Source organism: Rice orange leaf phytoplasma (genome assembly GCF_001866375.1).
GTDB lineage: Bacteria > Bacillota_I > Bacilli_A > Acholeplasmatales > Acholeplasmataceae > Phytoplasma > Phytoplasma asteris.
The window spans coordinates 55,679-74,637 of record NZ_MIEP01000005.1 but is presented as its reverse complement, the minus strand read 5'-3'; the positions used below and the strand labels follow the sequence as shown (position 1 = coordinate 74,637).

General features: G+C 28.3%; 14 protein-coding genes. 12 read left to right on the top strand and 2 right to left on the bottom strand.

The features are described 5' to 3' along the window. The 12 genes from BHE82_RS03240 to sufU all read left to right on the top strand — a co-directional run. Positions 1-314 (top strand): hypothetical protein (locus BHE82_RS03240; protein WP_180365494.1); only part of this gene is annotated, 314 nt, incomplete at its 5' end. Positions 315-1,026: 712 nt separating this feature from the next. Continuing rightward, positions 1,027-1,527, top strand: a complete 501-nt coding sequence (locus BHE82_RS02280; RefSeq protein ID WP_071345639.1) for a hypothetical protein — start codon at positions 1,027-1,029, stop codon at positions 1,525-1,527. Between the two features lie 378 nt (positions 1,528-1,905). Continuing rightward, complete coding sequence (locus BHE82_RS02275) at positions 1,906-2,514, top strand: hypothetical protein (RefSeq protein WP_071345638.1); 609 nt, start codon at positions 1,906-1,908, stop codon at positions 2,512-2,514. Positions 2,515-3,272: 758 nt separating this feature from the next. Further along, a complete protein-coding gene (locus tag BHE82_RS02270; protein ID WP_071345637.1) occupies positions 3,273-3,782 on the top strand; it encodes an NUDIX hydrolase in 510 nt (169 codons plus the stop codon). Positions 3,783-4,378: 596 nt separating this feature from the next. Further along, positions 4,379-6,886 carry a preprotein translocase subunit SecA gene (gene secA, locus BHE82_RS02265; RefSeq protein ID WP_071345636.1) on the top strand — a complete coding sequence of 836 codons (2,508 nt, stop codon included), beginning with the start codon at positions 4,379-4,381 and terminating at the stop codon, positions 6,884-6,886. A 3-nt stretch (positions 6,887-6,889) separates the two neighbouring features. Beyond that, positions 6,890-8,002: a peptide chain release factor 2 gene (prfB, locus tag BHE82_RS02260; protein WP_071345635.1), complete on the top strand. Its 1,113-nt coding sequence runs from the start codon at positions 6,890-6,892 to the stop codon at positions 8,000-8,002. Between the two features lie 445 nt (positions 8,003-8,447). After that, the gene (gene rpsP, locus BHE82_RS02255; RefSeq protein WP_011160823.1) at positions 8,448-8,711 is read left to right on the top strand and encodes a 30S ribosomal protein S16; all 264 of its coding nucleotides are present in this window, start codon (positions 8,448-8,450) and stop codon (positions 8,709-8,711) included. A 59-nt stretch (positions 8,712-8,770) separates the two neighbouring features. After that, the gene (trmD, locus tag BHE82_RS02250) at positions 8,771-9,499 is read left to right on the top strand and encodes a tRNA (guanosine(37)-N1)-methyltransferase TrmD (RefSeq protein WP_071345634.1); all 729 of its coding nucleotides are present in this window, start codon (positions 8,771-8,773) and stop codon (positions 9,497-9,499) included. A gap of 41 nt (positions 9,500-9,540) precedes the next feature. After that, entirely contained in the window at positions 9,541-9,897 is a 357-nt protein-coding gene (gene rplS, locus BHE82_RS02245) for a 50S ribosomal protein L19 (protein WP_011160821.1), read from the top strand. A 184-nt stretch (positions 9,898-10,081) separates the two neighbouring features. Further along, positions 10,082-11,323, top strand: coding sequence for a tyrosine--tRNA ligase (gene tyrS, locus BHE82_RS02240; RefSeq protein WP_071345633.1), 1,242 nt, complete (start codon positions 10,082-10,084; stop codon positions 11,321-11,323). A gap of 76 nt (positions 11,324-11,399) precedes the next feature. Continuing rightward, positions 11,400-12,605 carry an aminotransferase class V-fold PLP-dependent enzyme gene (locus BHE82_RS02235; protein ID WP_071345632.1) on the top strand — a complete coding sequence of 402 codons (1,206 nt, stop codon included), beginning with the start codon at positions 11,400-11,402 and terminating at the stop codon, positions 12,603-12,605. 14 nt (positions 12,606-12,619) lie between these two features. Continuing rightward, positions 12,620-13,063 (top strand): Fe-S cluster assembly sulfur transfer protein SufU, encoded by a 444-nt coding sequence (sufU, locus tag BHE82_RS02230; RefSeq protein ID WP_071345631.1) that lies wholly within the window; start codon positions 12,620-12,622, stop codon positions 13,061-13,063. A gap of 53 nt (positions 13,064-13,116) precedes the next feature. On the opposite strand, the gene trpS is transcribed toward sufU, so the two are convergent. Next, positions 13,117-14,121, bottom strand: a complete 1,005-nt coding sequence (trpS, locus tag BHE82_RS02225) for a tryptophan--tRNA ligase (RefSeq protein ID WP_071345642.1) — start codon at positions 14,119-14,121, stop codon at positions 13,117-13,119. 112 nt (positions 14,122-14,233) lie between these two features. Then, a complete protein-coding gene (locus tag BHE82_RS02220) occupies positions 14,234-18,949 on the bottom strand; it encodes a PolC-type DNA polymerase III (RefSeq protein WP_180365493.1) in 4,716 nt (1,571 codons plus the stop codon). Positions 18,950-18,959 lie beyond the last annotated feature (10 nt).

Sequence of the window (18,959 nt, the reverse complement as noted above, 5' to 3'; positions counted from 1 at the left end):
ACAATAAGGAAACCAACTTAAAAATTGATATTTTTTTAAATGGTTCTTTAATCGCCTACAATATTCAAGAAGTTGTTTTACAAAACAATACTCAAATAGAGACTAATTTACCTCAATTAAAAGATGTTTATGCTAAATTTATTCTAAAAGGTCGTTGTACTATTGAAGACCAAGCTACTCTTTTAAAAACAATAACTTTTAATGATTCCAATAATCCTAATCAAAATGGTATGAAAGAAAAATTAGTCAAAGATTTAGAAAAACTTCATACTAATTATGAAAAAATATACCAAGAACAAAAAGAAACTATTTAAAAATATCAAACTTTTTTATTACAAGAATTAGAAACCCAAAAAAAAGATATTACTAATCGTTTTAAAGATAGAAAACCTTATGAAATTTATTTACAACAAGAAAATCTCTTACAAACACAATTACAACAAGGAATTAATGAATTAATCAATACTTATGTTACTGAACCATTAAAACTTTTAGAAACGTCCAAAAATAAGGTTCAAACAGAAATTACCAAGATTAAAAATTTTATCCAAGAAACTCCAATTGATAATCTTAATACAACTTCTTTAAAAAAAGATTTTGATACTTTTAATAATAATTATTGTACCAAAAGAGAAGTATTTACCGAACAACAAGCCCAAACTAAACAAGAAGTAGATCAAAATTTAGCTGAATTAAAAGCTAAAATAGAAGACTTAATTATTAAATATCAAGTTCTTTTGCGAGAATCAGAAGAGATGAAAACCAAATTTAATAACTTAGAACCACATAATGAATTAAATGGGGGTTTTGCAACTCCTTTAATAAAAACTAAATTTTTAAGTCTCTTAAAAAATTGCAAGACTCAGAAATAGATAAAGAACTACACTAAAATCAATTAATTACTAAACCAGAAAATAATTTTAAACAAAGCAGTAATGCTTATTTTATATTCAAACTATATTACGTTTATTAACAGCACATAACACAAATATAAATACTTTTATTCAAAATTTAAAACAAGTAAAAATGCCAAAAGTACCCATTTTTGATGCAATAAACAAAGAAAATGAAAGAATAATTGAAGAAGAATATCAAAGTTATAAAGAAGCTATTAATACTTTTTTTCAAGAAATCCAAATTCCAGAACAAATTACCCAAGAAGACAAAAATCTTTTTAAAGGCCAAAGCACTTGGCTTAATAATGTTATGCAAAATCTAAACACTAACTTATCTCAGAAAGCCCACAAAAGTAAAGAAGATCAAACTACATTAAAAAATGACTTAGAACATCATTATATTAATTTTAAAAGTAGACATGATGAAATTATGAGTCTTTTGGAAGCTTTATTTCCTAATGTGAAAAAACAAACTCAAACAGAAAAAGATATTTTACAATTAAATAATCAAAATATAGAATCAATAAACCAAAATCAAAGAGCACAAAACAACAAAGAACGTGAAATTTCAGCAGAGCAAACATCAGTTCAACAAAAAAACAAGCCAAACAACAAGAACAAGAAAAAATAAGAAATGCAATACAACAAACACAAGAAACAAAAGAAACATTTCCAGAACCCTTAATTTTAGAACCCCAAGGACAAGAATTTCCTCCAATTTTCAATAATCCTGAATTATACCCTAATCTAGAACAAATTTTAGCATCTTATGAAATTCATCTCAACGAACTAAACATTCAACTAGAAAGACTAAAACAAGGTTTAAAAGACATAATTCAAACATATGCAACTAAATTATTAAATTTATTAGTAACACTTTCTTTTGAATCACTTCAAGCACATAATAAAACTTTTAATTGGGTTAATAATTCTTTTCAAAATTTTGAACACACAGAACAAGTCAGAAGACAAATAAATGATTGGCTAAATCAGAGGGGAGGTTATCGTTATGAATAAAACCAATGATTATCAAAAATTAGATAATAAGTTGTCAAATCAATTAATCCATATTTGGCTTTGGGGTTTAATTGGAACTAATGTTTTATTTATAACTGTTATTTATCTTGGTAATCACACTAAAATTAAAAACTTTTTGAAATATGATCTATGGGGTTATTTTTTAAAAGAAAAACAATTAGAAGAAGAAGAAATAACAAGTTATCATGAAACAGGACATACTCTTATAGCTCTTTTATATCCTGAAAATTTTCAAGTTCCTTACGTTACAATTAAACGTACTCAAAGAACCTTGGGACATACTTCTTGCAAAGTTTTAAAATCTGATCCCAAAACAGAAACACTCCTTAATTTTGGAGGAACTGCTGCTGAAAATATTTTAGCCAAAAACCATCAAATGAAACGTTTACAAGTAGGAAAAGGCTCTGGTTCTGACCATAATAGTGCTAAACATAACTTAAATAAATTCTCTCCTTATCCTCAAAAAGATTTTAATGACTTTTTACAAAAAACAGAACATTTATTACAAAATAATAAAGATGCCTTAGATGAAATATCCCGTAAATTATTAATTAAAAAACTTTATCTCAAAAAGATTTAGATGAAATTACTAAAAAATATCCTTTAAAAAAGTTACAATAAATAAGATTTATAATTTTCTAATAATAAAATGTTTGAAATAAAAAAGCCCTTTTGTTGAAGGGCTTCCTTTTTGAGTTATTATAATATTTTTGCACTTTTTACAAATAATATAAAAGTAAATATTTTTGAATAATCAAGTATTTTTAGTAGCTCAAATTAACAAATTACTAAAAATTGCCTTTTTCAAATTACAAAACAACAAAAAAATAAAAAAAGTTAGCAAAAAATAACATAATATTAAAAAAAATGCTAAAATAAAATAGTAAGTATAATTTTTTTTAGTTTTGTCATTTTTTATTTTGGTTGTTAAAGCCCTATTTCACTAAGCTTTTAATTTTAAAGTTTACTTTCATTTGTAAAGTTTGCTTTAAAAAATAAAAAAATTAAAGCCATAAATTGTGCCATCCAACAAATACAGAAATAAAAGTTATCCAAAAAAATATTAGGAGGAAAAATATTAGCAAAATTTTAGCCATAAATTAAACAACTATTTATAATAAATCAAATAATAATTTGAAATATTTTTTACAAAAAAATTATTATTTGCATTTTCATTTATTTGCTATCTATGCTATCTACACTTTTTACTAATTTTACCAAAAATATTTATTTCTTAATTCAAAAATAACTTTTTGACAATATTAACAATATTAAAATTAAAAAAGCTAAAATTAAAAAAATAAATTAAAAAAGAAAGAATGGAAAAAGGTTTTTTAAATGAGCAACTATATCAACAAATTGCGCCAAAAAATTGGGAAAGACCCTTTATTTTCTCCTGGGGCTTCCGTTATTGTTTATGAAAATAATAAATATTTATTGCAATTCCGCAAAGATTTTAATGTTTGGGGACTTCATGGTGGAGCAATGGAATTAGGAGAAACTGGAGCTGATGTTTGCGTAAGAGAACTAGAAGAAGAAACAGGTCTTAAAGCTTTAGAAATTCATCCCTTTCGTACCTATTGTGGAAAACATTTTGTTATCAATTATCCTAACGGAGATGTTGTCTATCCAGTTGTTATGGCTTTTGTAGTAACTAAAACACAAGGAAAATTAAGCCCACAAGATGATGAAGTTGCTGAACTAAAATGGTTTGATGAGGCCTCTTTGCCAATGGATGCTATGATGGAAATTGACAAAACCTTTTTAAAAGATTTTTTACAACACAAAAACCAAACACAACCTCAAACATACAAAACTAAATTTTGTCAGGCAAAATGTCTTTGCTAAGAAAAAAATTAAAATATATTCCAAATTATTACATTCAAAATAATTATAAATTGAAATAATTATTAATCCAAATTATTAAAAAATTCTCTAGGTCGCATTTATTGTTCAAATTTTTAAAGCAATTTTTAAAACCACAAAATAAATTGTTTTAACTAAAAAAAGATTATCTAATGGCGGTAGTCTTTTTTTCATTTTTTCCTCGCGCGCTTTTTGCTTTTTTTCACCACCACCAAATCCGCAAATAAAGCCACAAACAGCAAAAAATAATTAAATGATGTCAACAAACCACTAAATATATGTTAAAATAAATAATAATGGGATTGCAAATAAGGGCTTTTGCTACCCAAAATACCACCCCAATTATTTTCATTTTCCCCTCCAATTACTTTGGTTTCCACCCTAAAATTGTTAATTTTTGTTTTTTCACTCAGGTTTTTGATAAAAATTAACATTATTTTATTTTCATTGCACTTTCACCTCACTTCATTTTATTTTCATTTTTTAATATTGAACCAAAGTAAGAATTATTGAAATATGAACCAACAAACCGCAATTACAAATTCAAAAACTAAAAAATATAAAGGATTAAAACAATTATGTTAAATTTTTTAAAAAAAATATTTAATTCTTCCAAAAAAGCTTTAAGAAAAGCTAGAACCACAGCTAATAAAGTACAAAATTTAGAAGCCCAAATGGCTTTATTAGATGACAAAGATTTTGCCACAAAAACCGCAGAATTAAAAAAACTCTTTCAAGAAGGAAAAACCCTTAACCAACTGCTACCCGAAGCCTATGCTCTTGCCAAAGAAGCTACCAAAAGAGTAACAGGACTTACTCCTTATTATGTTCAAATTTTGGGCGCTGTAATTTTGCATCAAGGAAATATTTCTGAGATGAAAACTGGTGAAGGAAAAACCCTTACTGCCATCATGCCTGCTTATCTTAACGCTTTAAGTGGTAACCCTGTTCACATTGTTACAGTCAATGAATACCTAGCTAAAAGAGAATTTGAAGGTAGTATCGGTGATGTTTTTCGCTTTTTGGGAATGACAGTAGGACTTAATACCAAAGACAAAGACCACGCACAAAAACAACAAGCCTATTTATGTGATATTCTCTACACTACTAACAGTGAATTAGGGTTTGATTATTTAAGAGACAACATGGAAATTGAAGCTTCCAATTTGGTAATGAAACGCCCTTACAGTTATGCTATTGTTGATGAAGTAGACTCTATTTTAATTGATGAGGCAAGAACGCCTTTAATTATTTCCCAAAGTGTCAAAGAAACTAAGAATTTATACAAAGAAGCACAACGTTTTGTTCGCACCCTTAAAAATAGCCATTATCTTATTGAATTAGAAACTAAAACAATTGAACTTACCGAAGAAGGAATTACCAAAGCTGAAAACTTTTTCCAAATTGATAATTTATACAAAGTAGAACACGCCTCTTTGCTCCAACATGTAAAAAACGCCCTTAAAGCAGCTTTTACGATGCACAAAGACAAAGATTACTTAGTTGATTACAAAGATGGACAAGTTCTAATTATTGATCAATTTACTGGACGTGCTTTGCCAGGACGCCAATTTAGCGACGGTCTTCACCAAGCATTAGAAGCCAAAGAAGGAGTATTAATTAAAGAAGAAACTTCCATTGGAGCTACTATTACTTATCAAAATTTTTTCCGTCTTTATCACAAATTATCAGGGATGACAGGAACTGCCAAAACCGAAGAAGATGAATTTAGAGACATTTATAACATGGAAGTTATCGAAATTCCTACCAATGTTCCTATGATAAGAATTGACGAGCCCGATTTTATTTTTGTTTCTTTAAAAGAAAAATACGACGCTTTAATTGAAGAAATAACTTCTCGCCACAAAAAAAGACAACCCATTTTAATTGGGACAACTACAGTAGAAGTTTCTGAAATTATTTCTAAAAAATTAAAAAAACATTCCATTAAACACGAAATTCTAAATGCCAAAAACCACTCTAAAGAAGCAGACATCATTGCTAAGGCAGGACTTAAAAATGCAGTTACTATTGCTACTAATATGGCAGGACGTGGAACTGATATTCGTTTAGGCGAAGGGGTTAAAGAATTAGGCGGACTTGCTGTTTTAGGTACTGAAAGACACGAATCACGAAGAATTGATAACCAATTAAGAGGACGTGCTGGACGTCAAGGCGACCCTGGTTATTCACGTTTTTTTATTTCTAGCGAAGATGAACTTGCCCAAAGATTTGGTGGCACTAGAATAGAAAAAATTATTTCTTTGCTCCAAAAAATAAGCGATTCCGAAACTAAAACTTCATCTAAAATGGTGACTAAATTTTTTACCAAAATACAAAAAAAAGTAGAATCTTCCAATTTTGACTATCGTAAATACCTCTTAAAATATGATGATATTTTACGTATTCAAAGAGAAATTATCTATAACCAAAGAAAAGAAATTCTAGTTAGCAATAGAGTAGAACAAATCGTTCAAGATTTAATGCAAAAGACCCTTAATAAAGCTATTTTGTCACATTTTACTAACAACCCTACCCAATGTCAAACCCAAACTTTAATTACTTTTTTAGAAAATAAATTTTTCCCTAAACAAACCTTTGATTTAGAAGAAGTACAAGAATTATGCAACAATCCTAAAACAAACTCCCTTGATTCTTTTCAACAACATTTATTGCAAAAAGTAAAAGCCACTTTACAATCTCAAAAAGATTTTTTTGAAAAAGACCCTGATAAAGCTCAATATTTTGCAAAAGGTCTTAAATGGATTACATTAAAAATAATTGATAATTACTACCAACGTCACATCAATGACATGAGTTCTTTAAGACAAGGAATTGGATTTGTAAGTTACGGACAACAAGATTCTTTTATTGAATATCAAAAAGAAGGACAAGTTTTATTCAATAACATGATTGCAAAAATTGCAAACGACATTACTGCTACTATTTTAAAGTTTTCTTTCGCAGATATTTTTCAAACGCCTCCCAAACAAAAAGTTTTTTTAAACAATGATTCAAGCGATGATGAATCTTCTAAAAAAAGAAGAACTAGAAAAGTAAGAACTTCTAAAAAACCTTGGAATTAATTTGTGGAAAAATACGAAATTAATCAAATTTTACAAAACTTGCATCAAAACCTTCAAGATTTAAAACAAGCCCTTGATTTTAAAAAAACCAATCAAACAATTGAAAAATTAAATTGCGCCATGCAAAAAGAAGATTTTTGGCAAGACCCCCAAAAAGCTGTTACAATAAGCCAACAATTCAACGACTTGCAAGACAAAAAAACTACTTTAGAAACTTTAGAACAAAATTATTTGGATCTAGAAACTTTATTTAATTTAAATGAAAGCCCAAATGAAACTTCTGCTTTATTAGAAGAAGAATTAAAAAACCTTACTAAAGCCGTTTTTGATTTCAAAATTAAATTTTTTTTGAATCAACCTTATGATATTAACAATGCTATTTTATTATTACATCCAGGAGCAGGAGGTACTGAATCGCAAGATTGGTGCGAAATGCTTTTCCGTATGTATCAAAAATATGCTCAAAAAAAGAATTTTAAAACCGAAATTCTTGATTATCAACTAGGTGAAGGAGCAGGAATCAAATCAGCTACCTTATTAATTAAAGGAACTTATGCTTATGGTTATCTAAAAGCGGAAAAAGGAGTTCATCGTTTGGTAAGAATTTCTCCTTTTGATGCTAATTCCAAAAGACATACTTCTTTTGTAGCTTGCGATGTTTTGCCAGAAATTAATGAAGAAATCAAAATTAATTTAAAAACAGAAGATCTTAAAATCGATGTTTTTAGAAGTAGTGGTGCAGGCGGGCAACACGTAAATACTACTGATTCAGCAGTAAGAATAACTCATTTGCCAACAGGATTAGTAGTGGGTTGTCAAAATGAACGTAGTCAGATCAAAAACAAAGAAAAAGCTTTGCAAATGCTAAAAACCAAGTTATTTCAATTAGCATCAAAACAACAAAAAGAAGAAAATGCTAAAAAATTTCAAAGCGACCAAAAAGAAAATGGTTGGGGTTCTCAAATTAGAAGCTATGTTTTTCATCCTTACAAAATGGTTAAAGATCACCGCACTAATCAAGAAATTTTTCAATTAGAACAAGTAATGGATGGAAACATCGACGCATTTATCAATGGATATTTAACCAAAATACCTATTAGTTCTCCTCATGAATAAAAAATAAAAATACAAAGTTAATTTTTTTTTAATCAATAACCAATATAAAAAAAATAATTATAGGAAAAGCCAAGATAAAAATGCATTTCAAAGAATAAATAATTTCCCAAAGTATTTGTTTTGGGTTTTCTTTTTGTCTTGTCTTAGAACAATTTTAATATTTTATTTTTTTGAAAACAACAAAGCACACTATTTTTCATTAAAATCACTCCCTTTATTATTTATTGTTGTTGATTTTAAACATTTTTAATGTACTGAAATGTCTTTCACCTTAATTAAAATCTTCAAAAGATTTTATTTTTTAAGAATTCATCAAAAAAACATTTTTCTCATCTTTTTTATCAAAAACACTTGACAATTCAGTTATTTTATGTGATAATATTTAGGATGAACTTTTTAATTTGCGATTAAACGATTAATAAAAAAATAGAAAGTGGGTTTTATTATGGCAATAAAAATGCGTTTACAACGTTTCGGAGTGCATAAAAGACCTTTTTACAGAGTAGTTGCAAGCGAATCTAAAAATGCTAGAGATGGTAAATTTTTAGAAATTTTAGGAACTTATGACACTATTTTAGATATTGTTGAATTAGACCACAACAAAGTACAAAAATGGTTATCCAATGGCGCTCAACCAACTAAAACAGTCAAAAAAGTATTTAAAAAAAGTAAATTTGTTGCAAAAACTAACACTAAAGTTGAAAAATAATTTTTTTCTCAATTTCAAAAATAAATGAAAGCGCCTTTAACGGTTAAAAACTAAATTTTATGATTATTGAAATTATCACTATTTTTCCGCTTTTTTTTAAAAGTTTTTGTGAAACTTCCATTATTAAAAGAGCTTTAGAACAAAAAAAAGTTCAAATAAAACTTCATGATTTAAGAACTTATAGCAAAAATAAACATAATCAAGTAGATGATAGTGTTTATGGAGGAGGAGTTGGAATGTTGCTTTCTTTCCCTCCTTTTTTTGATTGTCTACAAAAAATAAAAACTCCCCAAAGCAAAGTTATTTTATTATCTCCTCAAGGACAAATTTTTAATCAAATACATGCCACTAATTTTGCTCAAAAAGAAACTCATTTAATTATTTTATGCGGTAATTATGAAGGGGTTGATGCAAGAATATTGCAATATATTGATGCAGAAATTTCCATAGGTGATTATGTTTTGACAGGAGGAGAAATCGCTGCTACTGTTTTGGTTGATGCAATTACAAGACTGCTTCCAGAAGTTATCAAAGAACAATCTTATCTTGAAGATTCCCATCAACAAGGTTTGCTTAAATATCCTCAATACACCCGCCCGCAAAGTTATTTGAATCACGAAGTGCCTGCTGTTTTGTTATCTGGAAACCATGCCAAAATAAGATGTTGGCGCCAAAAAGAAAGCTTGAAGGCAACTTTACAAAAAAGACCTGATCTTTTGGAAAATAAAAAATTAACTTTAGAACAAACCAAACTTTTAACAGAAATTAAACAAGAATTACAAAAATAATTCAAGAATTATTTATTTGAATTCAACAAAGGAGCAAAATTATGTCTCAATTAAAAGGACAAAATTTAATAGAATCAGTTAACCAGCACCAACTTAAAGATGTCCCTTTTTTCAAACCTGGTGATACAGTTAAAGTATTTATCAAAATTGATGAAGGAAACCGCAAAAGGGTTCAAATTTTTGAAGGTTTAGTTATTAAACGCCAAGGAAGATTAGTTACAGAAACTTTTACTGTAAGAAAAATATTTGCTGGTGTAGGAATTGAATTAACTTTCCCAGTACATTCCCCTACTAACGAGAAAATAGAAGTAGTTCGTCGTGGTATTGTTCGTCGCGCCAAATTGCATTATGTTCGCAACCTTTCTTCTAAAGCTTCTCGTATTAAAGAACAAAGATAAATTGTTTTTTTGTTTAAAGAAATACATTTTTTTATAATAAAAAACTTTTAATAACATTTTTTAAATATATTTTTCCCCCTTTTTTTAATAAACAAAATTTAGAAAATTATTAAAAACAACCCTATTTTAATGATTTTTCTCAAAACCAAGAAAATTATTTCTAAAAATAAAATAGGAGCCCAAAATGTCTTTTTATGAAGAATTAAAATGGCGCAATTTAATTAAAGATTGTAGTAACGAAACACAAGTTAAAGAATTATTAGACAACAACCAAGTTAAGTTTTACTGTGGGTTTGATCCTACTTCTCATTCTTTAACAGTGGGTCATTTAGTTCAAATAACAATGATTTTATTAATGCAAAGACAAGGACATCTACCTGTTATTTTAGTAGGTGGAGCTACAGGTTTAATAGGAGATCCCAAAGAAACTGAAGAAAGAAAATTATTATCTTTAGAAAATTCATTGCAAAATGCTAAAAGTATTGAATGTCAACTTAAAAACATATTGTTAAACAAACAAGTAGAATTTGTTAATAATTATCAATGGCTTTCTCAAATAGATATAATTTCTTTCCTCAGAAACTACGGAAAACTTTTTAACATTAACTATATGCTTTCCAAACACGCAGTAGCCAAAAGACTTGCTTCTGGCATCTCTTTTACTGAATTTTCTTATATGATTTTACAATCTTTAGATTTTCATCATTTATACAAAAATCATAAAGTTAGATTACAATTAGGCGGTTCTGATCAGTGGGGAAATATCACAAGCGGACTAGAACTCATCAGAAAATTAGAAAAAAAACCCAATGCCCTAGGAATTAGCACTCCTCTTTTGTTAAATTCAGATGGAACGAAATTTGGCAAAAGCGAAAAAGGGGTTTTATGGGTAAATCCTTCAATGACTTCCCCTTATGAAATTTATCAATATTTTTTAAATGTTTCTGATAAAGAAGTAATCAATTATCTAAAAATGCTTACTTTAATCCCCAAGCAAGAAATTTTGGAATTAGAAAAAAACACCTTGGAAAACCCCCAACAAAGATTAGCTCAAAAAACTCTTACCCAAAACATTATTACTTTAATTCATTCCTCAGATATTTTGCAAGAATGTATAAAAACTAACCAAATTTTATTTTCTAATGCTAAAAAAGAATCTTTCCAAGAAAAAGATTTTATTTTATTGCAAAAAACTTTGTTTTGTCATTCCACAAAAGAAGATATTTTATTAGTTGATGCTTTAGTTCAAACAAAACTGGCAACTTCTAAAAGTGAAGCTCGTGAATTTATCAAAGACAACACTATTAAATTATTTAATCAAAAAATCAAATCCCTTGATTTTGCAATAACCAAAAAAAACAGTTTATTTGATAAATATGTCCTTTTGAAAAAAGGCAAAAAAAACAACGCTTTAATAGTCTTTTAATTATTAATAAATTTTTATTTATTTTATTAATTCATTTATGAAAAAATATGTCTTAACAAATTAAGAGGTTTCCAAAATGCAAAATAATCCTTTTCGCTGTCTTTTCCCAATTTTCAAAACCAACCCCAAGATTGTTTACTTTGATAATGCTGCTACTTCTTTAAAACCTCAAAAAGTAATAGATGAATTGACTAGATTTTATAACACAAATGGACTCAATACCAAATCTTTTGGCGTTTTGTCTCATCAAAACACTTTACTAATGAACGAAACAAGAATTAAAACAGCTAATTTTATTAATTCCAAACCAGAAGAAATTATTTTTACTAAAGGAACTACTGATTCTTTAAATATATTAGCTCAAAGCTTAGGAGAAACCCTTCAAGAAGGTGACGAAATTATTACATCAGAATTAGAACATAATTCTTCCGTGTTTCCTTGGTTTAAACAAGCCAAACTAAAAAAAGCAAAATTAATTTTTGTTCCCCTAAACGAACAGAATCAAATAACTGTAGAAAATTTTGCTAAGGTTTTAACAAACAAAACTAAAATAGTTGTTTTAACTCATGTTTCTAATTTACTAGGGTACAAAACTCCCATTAAAGAAATAACAACTTTAGCTCACAAAAAAAACGCTTTAGTTATTTTAGATTCTGCCCAATCATCAAGTCACCTACCCATAGATGTTAAATTTTTAGATGTAGATTTTTTAGCATTTTCATCCCACAAATTATACGGTCCTTTTGGAATAGGGATTTTGTTTGGCAAAAATCATTTATTAGAACAATTACAACCTCCTTCATTTGGAGGAACTTCCATTAAAGAATTTTCTTTAAAACATTTTTTACTCAACGAAGGTCCTAATAAATTTGAATCAGGGACTCCTAATATTTCAGGAATTCTTGCTTTTAAAAAAGCTTTGGAATTTGTGGAAGAAATTGGTTTTGAAAACATCCAAAAACATGAAAAAAAGATTTATCAAAATATAATGAAAGAATTAAAACAAATTCCTAAAATCACAATTTATAATCCTCAAGCTTTTTCTAATATCATTACTTTTAACTTTAATCAAATTCATGCCCATGATGCAGAAGCTTTTTTAGCTCAGGAAAATATTTATGTAAGAACTGGTAGATGTTGTGCTTTTTTAGCTACTCAAAAACTAAAACAAACAAGTATAATTAGAGTTTCTATAGGTATTCACAACAATCAAGAAGACGTTGATATTTTAATTAAAAACTTAAAAAAAACGCAAACTTTTTTCTCCAAATTTAATAAATAACTCAAGGCATTAAAATGTTAGAAATAAATAAATTATATCGTGATTTAATCATTAAACATTATCAAGAACCTCAAAATTGGGGACTTTCCCAAGACCCTGATTTTATAAACATAACTAATAAAAATATTTCTTGTGGTGATTCTATTTCATTACAAATCAAAATCTCAAATCAAAAATTAATAGATATTAAATACGAAACTCAAGCTTGTGCTATTTGTCGCGCTTCAGCAAGTTTGATGTCTATACATCTTAAGAATCTAGAAATTCCACAAACATTAGAAAAAATAAATCATTTTTTAGTTATGATTAATAATCAAATATATGATGAAACTCAACTTGACAAAGAATTACTATTATTTAAACATTTTATTAATTTTCCTGGAAGAGTCGCTTGTATAAGTCTTCCTTGGAAAGCTTTACAACAAGTAATTAAAGCACAAAATAAAAAAAGTTATTAAATAAAAAAGACAACCCTAAAAAGGTTGTCTTTTTTATTTATAAATATTATACATCAAAATCTTGAAATACCTAATTTTTTTCGTACCTGTTGAATTTTTTTCTCTGCAATCAAGGAAGCTTTTTGAGCTCCTTTATTTAAAATATCATCCAATTTTGCACTATTAATTAATTGATAAAATTTTTGTTGCAAAGGTACAACAAAATTAATTATTTCTTCAACGACTTTATTTTTTAACTCTTTATAATTACTTTTTTGAAAAAGTTTTTCACTTTCAAAAATACTAATTTGCTTTAAAGAAGCATAAATGGTTAAAAGATTAGAAATTCCAGGTTTATTTTCTGGATCATATTTAATTATTTTTTGGGAATCTGTAACAGTTTGGGCAATTTTACTTTTAATTATTTGAGGATCATCCAAAAGTAAAATATAGCTTTTAGGACTTTCCGTATCACTTTTACTCATTTTTTTCAAAGGGTTTTGCAAAGATTTTATTTTCGAACCCAAAGGATTAAAAAAAGGTTCCGGAATAACAAAAGTATTACCATATAAATTGTTAAATCTTGTAGCCAAGTTTTTAGTTAATTCTAAATGTTGTTTTTGATCTTTGCCAATAGGCACTAAATTTGCATCATACATCAAAATATCAGCTGCCATCAATGTGGGGTAAGTAAATAAAGAAGTCCTTATTCCTTCTGCATTAATTTTGCTTTTTTCCTTATATTGAATCATTCTTTGTAGTTCAGAAAAATAAGAATTGCATTCCAAGAGATAACCCAAATAAGTATGTTGTGTTACTTCAGATTGAACAAACAAATTTATTTTTTCAGGATCAAGCCCTGATGCCAAATAAAGAGCTGCTATTTTTTTGATTTGTTGTTTTAGTGTTTGGGGTTCTTGATAAAAAGTAAGGGCGTGCAAGTCAGCTATAAAAAGATAAAAATCAAAATTTTTTAAGTTTTGTTGTAAATATAGCAAAGGTTTTAAAACCCCAATATAATTTCCTAAAGTAAGATCACCCGTTGGTTTGATCCCTGACACTAATCTTTTATTTGATATCAATTTTATCACCTCCTTTTTTATTTTTTGCAAAATGATTTATTATAGCAAAATCATCTTTAATATTTTTGTGGATTTAACCAAACTTATTTATTATTTGTTTTTTTTAATTTCATTCATCTTCTAAAGAATCTAAAAGGTTTTCTTGTTTTGCTTTGGCTAAAATGGTTTTATTAATTTTAGAACGAGTGGCAAAATCAGCTTTAGTAAATGGTTTTTCTTGGCGCGCCTCTACAATTTTATTAGCAGCAATCAAACCTAGACCATTAATCGAAAGCAGTGGCATCCTTAAAAAACCACCATCTTCTATTTTTAAAACACTAACATCTGATTTATTAAAATCAACAGTTAAAAATTTAAAACCACGATGTACCATTTCTTCGGCAATTTTTAAAGTATTGATTAAAGCATCTTCTTTGGTTTTGATTTTTTTACTTTTTTTCAATTCTGCAAGCTTATTTAATTTTTCTTTAATAATTTTTATATCGTTACTAATCATGGTTTGGTGGTCGAATTGTTCTGTTCTTTTAGAAAAATAACCACTATAAAAAGCTAATGGTGCATGCATTTTAAACCACGCAATCCTCAAAGCCATAATAACATAAGCAGTGGCGTGCGCTTTAGGGAATAAATATTTAATTTTAGCAGCAGAATCAATATACCAAGCTTCTACTTTGTCTTTCATTTCTTGTTTGTATTTGTTCCATGTTTGAAAATCATCTTGGGGTTTGCCTTTACGGATAAATTCCATAATATCAAAAGCTTTTAAAGGATTAAGCCCTTTTTCTTGTAGTTGTAACATAATATCATCACGACAACCAATTATATCATCAAAAGAAATTGTTTTATTTTTGTATTTTTCAAATTCGCCTGTTTTATTGATAGCATCTCTGGCGTTTTGGTTCCAAACATCAGTTCCATGTGAAAGTCCTGAGATTTTTACTAAAGCAGCAAAATTAATTTTAATTGCTTGTTTTTGTGAATTTTGTTTAGTGGTTATTAAATCTTTTAACATTTGTTTGACAAAAATAGTTCCAAATTCAGGAATACCCAAAGAATCAATAGTGATTTTATTTCCTGGATTTACAGAAGAATCAATTTTGAATTCGTTGGAAAACAATTTATAAACTTCGGGATCATCTACAGGAATATCTTGGGCTCTTGTGAAAGGGAAAATTCTTCGATTTTCTTTAACATAATCCATCAAAAATTTAATCATCATAGGATCATCATGTCCTAAAATGTCTAATTTAAAAAGATTTTGCTCAAAGGAATGATAATCAAAATGAGTGGTTTTCCAATTGGTGTCATTAGCTGGATATTGGACAGGAGTTACTTCATAAATACTGCGATCGGGCGGCACAACAACAATTCCTCCTGGATGCTGGCCATTAGAACGTTTAACTCCTTCGATTTTGTTGGCAATTTGGGCTACTTTTTGTTTGCGCCATTGTTTTTGTTTTTCTTCTACAAAACCCATCGTATAGCCATAAGCGTTTCTTTGGGCAACAGTCTGGATGGTTCCTGCTCTAAAAGCGTGTTTTTCTCCTAATAATTCTTTAATGTAATTGTGGGCTTGGCTTTGGTAATCACCTGCAAAATTTAGATCAATATCAGGAGTTTTGTTGCCTTCAAAGCCTAGAAAAGTTTCAAAAGGAATGTCATGACCGTCTTTTTTGAACTGAGTGTCGCATTTGGGACAAGGCATGTTTGGCAAATCGTATCCCGAAAAAACCTTATCAAGTTCGTTGTGGTATTTTTCTTCTTCTGAGTTGTAATGTTGTTCTTTTTCTTGTGGTTTTAATTGGACAATAGTGTAGTTGCATTGTGGACAATAATAATGTGGTTTTAACGGATTTACTTCGGTAATTTCTAACATAGTTGCTACTAAAGAAGAACCAATCGAACCACGTGAGCCTACTAAATAACCTTTTTCCAAAGAATTTTTAACTAATAAATGTGATAAATAATAAACAGGAGCAATATTTTGATTAGATTTTTCGTTTTTTGTCTCTCCGATAATACTTTTTAACTCTTGATCCAATCTTTCTTTAATTAAAGGGTGGGGAGTTGCGCCGTACATTTGTTTAACTTTTGTATCAACCAAACGCTTAATTTCTTCTTTGATGCTTGGTATTTTTAAGTTGGCTTTGAAAGCGTCGTCTTTGAAAGAAAATAGTTCCGAAGAAAAAGCTTTGATTTTTTCAATTTTGGAATTAAGCAAATGAGTATTTTCAATTACAATTTCATAAATTAATTTTTCATCTTGTAAAAAGGCAAATGCATCTATCATTTCTTGGGTGGTCAAAAGGTGATTTTCTGGTAAGTTTTTATTTTCGTATCTAGATAATTTGTGTAAGCCGCCTCCTACCATTTTGGCACTAATATAAATTTCGCGATAATCTTTTTCCCAAGGATGAATATAATGAACGTCCCCAGTGGCAATTACTATTTTTGTTTGTTTTTGGGATTCTTTTATGATGGTTTTGAGAGTAGTTTCAATGATTTGAAGCCCGTTTTTGCCTAAATCATGAATTAAATGTTTATAAGCTTGGGGAGGTTGCACTTCGATGTAATCGTAAAAAGAAATAGCTTTTTTCAATTTGGAAATGTTTTGATTGAGAGCTATTTCAAAAATATTGCTATTCATGCAACCACTACCCACTAAAAGACCTTGTCTTAAATTAGCTAAATTAGATTTTAAAACACGAGGGCTTTTGTTAAAATCCTTAGTTAAAGCGTTGCTTAAAAGTTCAAAAAGATTGCGATAACCGGTTTGATTAGCCACTAAAATATTGATGTGATAAGGTCTTTCGTATTTGGGATCGATTTTTTCTTGTAAGTCAAAAAAAGTAATTACTTGTTCGTCTTTGGGATCTTTGGTTGGATCTGCCAATTGATCAATCATTTTGATAAAAACTTCTGCTGTGGCAGTGGCATCCGCAAGTGCACGGTGATGGTCTTCTAATTTGACTTTGAAAAAAGTTGCCAATCTTTTTAAAGAAAAATATTTTAAAAGATTACTGAAATAACGTTGAGACAATGCCATGGTATCAATAATGGGTTTTGGTTCCAAAGATATTTTGAGTTCTTTTGCTTTTTCTTTTAAAAAATTAATATCAAAAGAAGCGTTGTGAGCCACTAAAACACAGTCTTTGGCAAAAGCTAAAAATTGTGGTAAAACTTGGTCAATTGTTTGTTGTCCTTGAAGCATTTCATCCGTAATATTGGTAATATCGGTGATAGTTTTGGTTAATTTTTGTTGCGGGTCGATAAATTTTCGAAACTCGCCTATTTTGTTTCCGTTTTTAATTTTTACTCCAGCGATTTCAATAATTTTGTCACGAACATTAGATAATCCAGTAGTTTCCAAGTCAAAAACCACATAAGTAGCTTCTTTTAAAACAAAATCCTTTTCTAAATTATCTTCTTTTTGATTGGTGATATAAATAGGTTTTTCTTCAATAAAATCAACTTCCACTCCATAAATAGGTTTAATTTTTTTATTTTTGGCATGTTCGTTAATTTCAGGGTAAGCATAAATGCCGTCATGATCCGTAAAAGCAATCGCTTCGTGTCCCCATGATTCTGCTATTTGTAAATATTCTTTGGAACTGTTAATGGCGTCTAAATTAGACATTTTAGTGTGAGTGTGAAATTCAATTCTTTTTTTGCCTTGAAAACCGAAGTCTTGGCGGATTAATGAAGTCGAAATTGAATCTGATTCTAGGGTTTCGTATTGTGTCATCATTAAATGAACATCGTCCCAAGCACTATAATTAATTCGAGCTGTGATTCTAAATAATTGTCCAGTTTGGTAATTGGATTTTAAAAATTGTTCTTTTTCATCTTTGGACACTTTTTTTTGAATCAAAATAGCATCTTTATTTTCGATAGAAAAATCATTGTCGTTTTCTTCTATAACAAATTTTAAATAAGAATACTGAAAATTAGCTTCTTTGATAGGATGAGCCAAAAAACCTTCAACAATTACATAAGTATTGGGATTTTGACGGTTGAATTCTTCCAGCTCTTGTTTATTTTTAGGAAGATCTTTTATTTTTGTATCTTTAGTTGTCATTTGAGAATTGCTATTATAAGCTCCTTTATTATGATTATATGCTTTTGTTTGGGGTGTTGTTTTTGCTTGTTTTGTTTGATCGGTTTGAGAAGTTGGATTTGATTTGTTATTTGGATTTTTTTCTTGATTTTGTTCGTTGGAGTTGGTTTGATTATTCGGATTTTGTTGCAATTCTTCGATTTCAATATTTGTGGATTTTTTTCTATTGATATAAATTTTTCTATCTGTTGATAAGATAAATTCATTTTTAAAACCATAAAATTTAGAAAAAAAATCTTGAAGAATCCCCATTTTTTTATTTAAACATTTAAATGCATTAGGATTTACAAAAATGATAAATTTGCCGTTTTGAAAATTTACTTGGTGATTTTGAATTGCAAAATAATCTAAATCATGATATTTTTTTATTAAACTGGCTTGGGTTATAATATAATTAAAATAACTTTCTGCCAAAGATTCTAGATAATCCCAATTTTCAAAATCGATGTGGTATTCAATTTGGGGCAAATTAGGCTTGGTTTGCGCTTGGTTTTTCCATAAAATAGTTAATTCTTGGAGTAATTGTTCTAAAAAAAATGCTAAATCACAAACTAAAGGTAAATGTTTAAATGTGATTTGTAAAACCCATTTTAGGCTTTTTTGGCAAACTGATATTTTTTTTACTTGAGGATTTTGAAAATATTTTTTGCAAAAACCTTTTTGTTCGATAAATTGTTTAAATGAATGAGTAGACACAATAAATACCACCTAATAGTTG

Bases quoted from the DNA above. Each gene is read 5' to 3' on its own strand.
- rpsP (WP_011160823.1), top strand. From the start codon at position 8,448: ATGGCAATAAAAATGCGTTTACAACGTTTCGGAGTGCATAAAAGACCT.
- BHE82_RS02235 (WP_071345632.1), top strand. From the start codon at position 11,400: ATGCAAAATAATCCTTTTCGCTGTCTTTTCCCAATTTTCAAAACCAAC.
- BHE82_RS02280 (WP_071345639.1), top strand. From the start codon at position 1,027: ATGCCAAAAGTACCCATTTTTGATGCAATAAACAAAGAAAATGAAAGA.
- secA (WP_071345636.1), top strand. From the start codon at position 4,379: ATGTTAAATTTTTTAAAAAAAATATTTAATTCTTCCAAAAAAGCTTTA.
- BHE82_RS02275 (WP_071345638.1), top strand. From the start codon at position 1,906: ATGAATAAAACCAATGATTATCAAAAATTAGATAATAAGTTGTCAAAT.
- trmD (WP_071345634.1), top strand. From the start codon at position 8,771: ATGATTATTGAAATTATCACTATTTTTCCGCTTTTTTTTAAAAGTTTT.
- sufU (WP_071345631.1), top strand. From the start codon at position 12,620: ATGTTAGAAATAAATAAATTATATCGTGATTTAATCATTAAACATTAT.
- rplS (WP_011160821.1), top strand. From the start codon at position 9,541: ATGTCTCAATTAAAAGGACAAAATTTAATAGAATCAGTTAACCAGCAC.
- BHE82_RS02270 (WP_071345637.1), top strand. From the start codon at position 3,273: ATGAGCAACTATATCAACAAATTGCGCCAAAAAATTGGGAAAGACCCT.
- tyrS (WP_071345633.1), top strand. From the start codon at position 10,082: ATGTCTTTTTATGAAGAATTAAAATGGCGCAATTTAATTAAAGATTGT.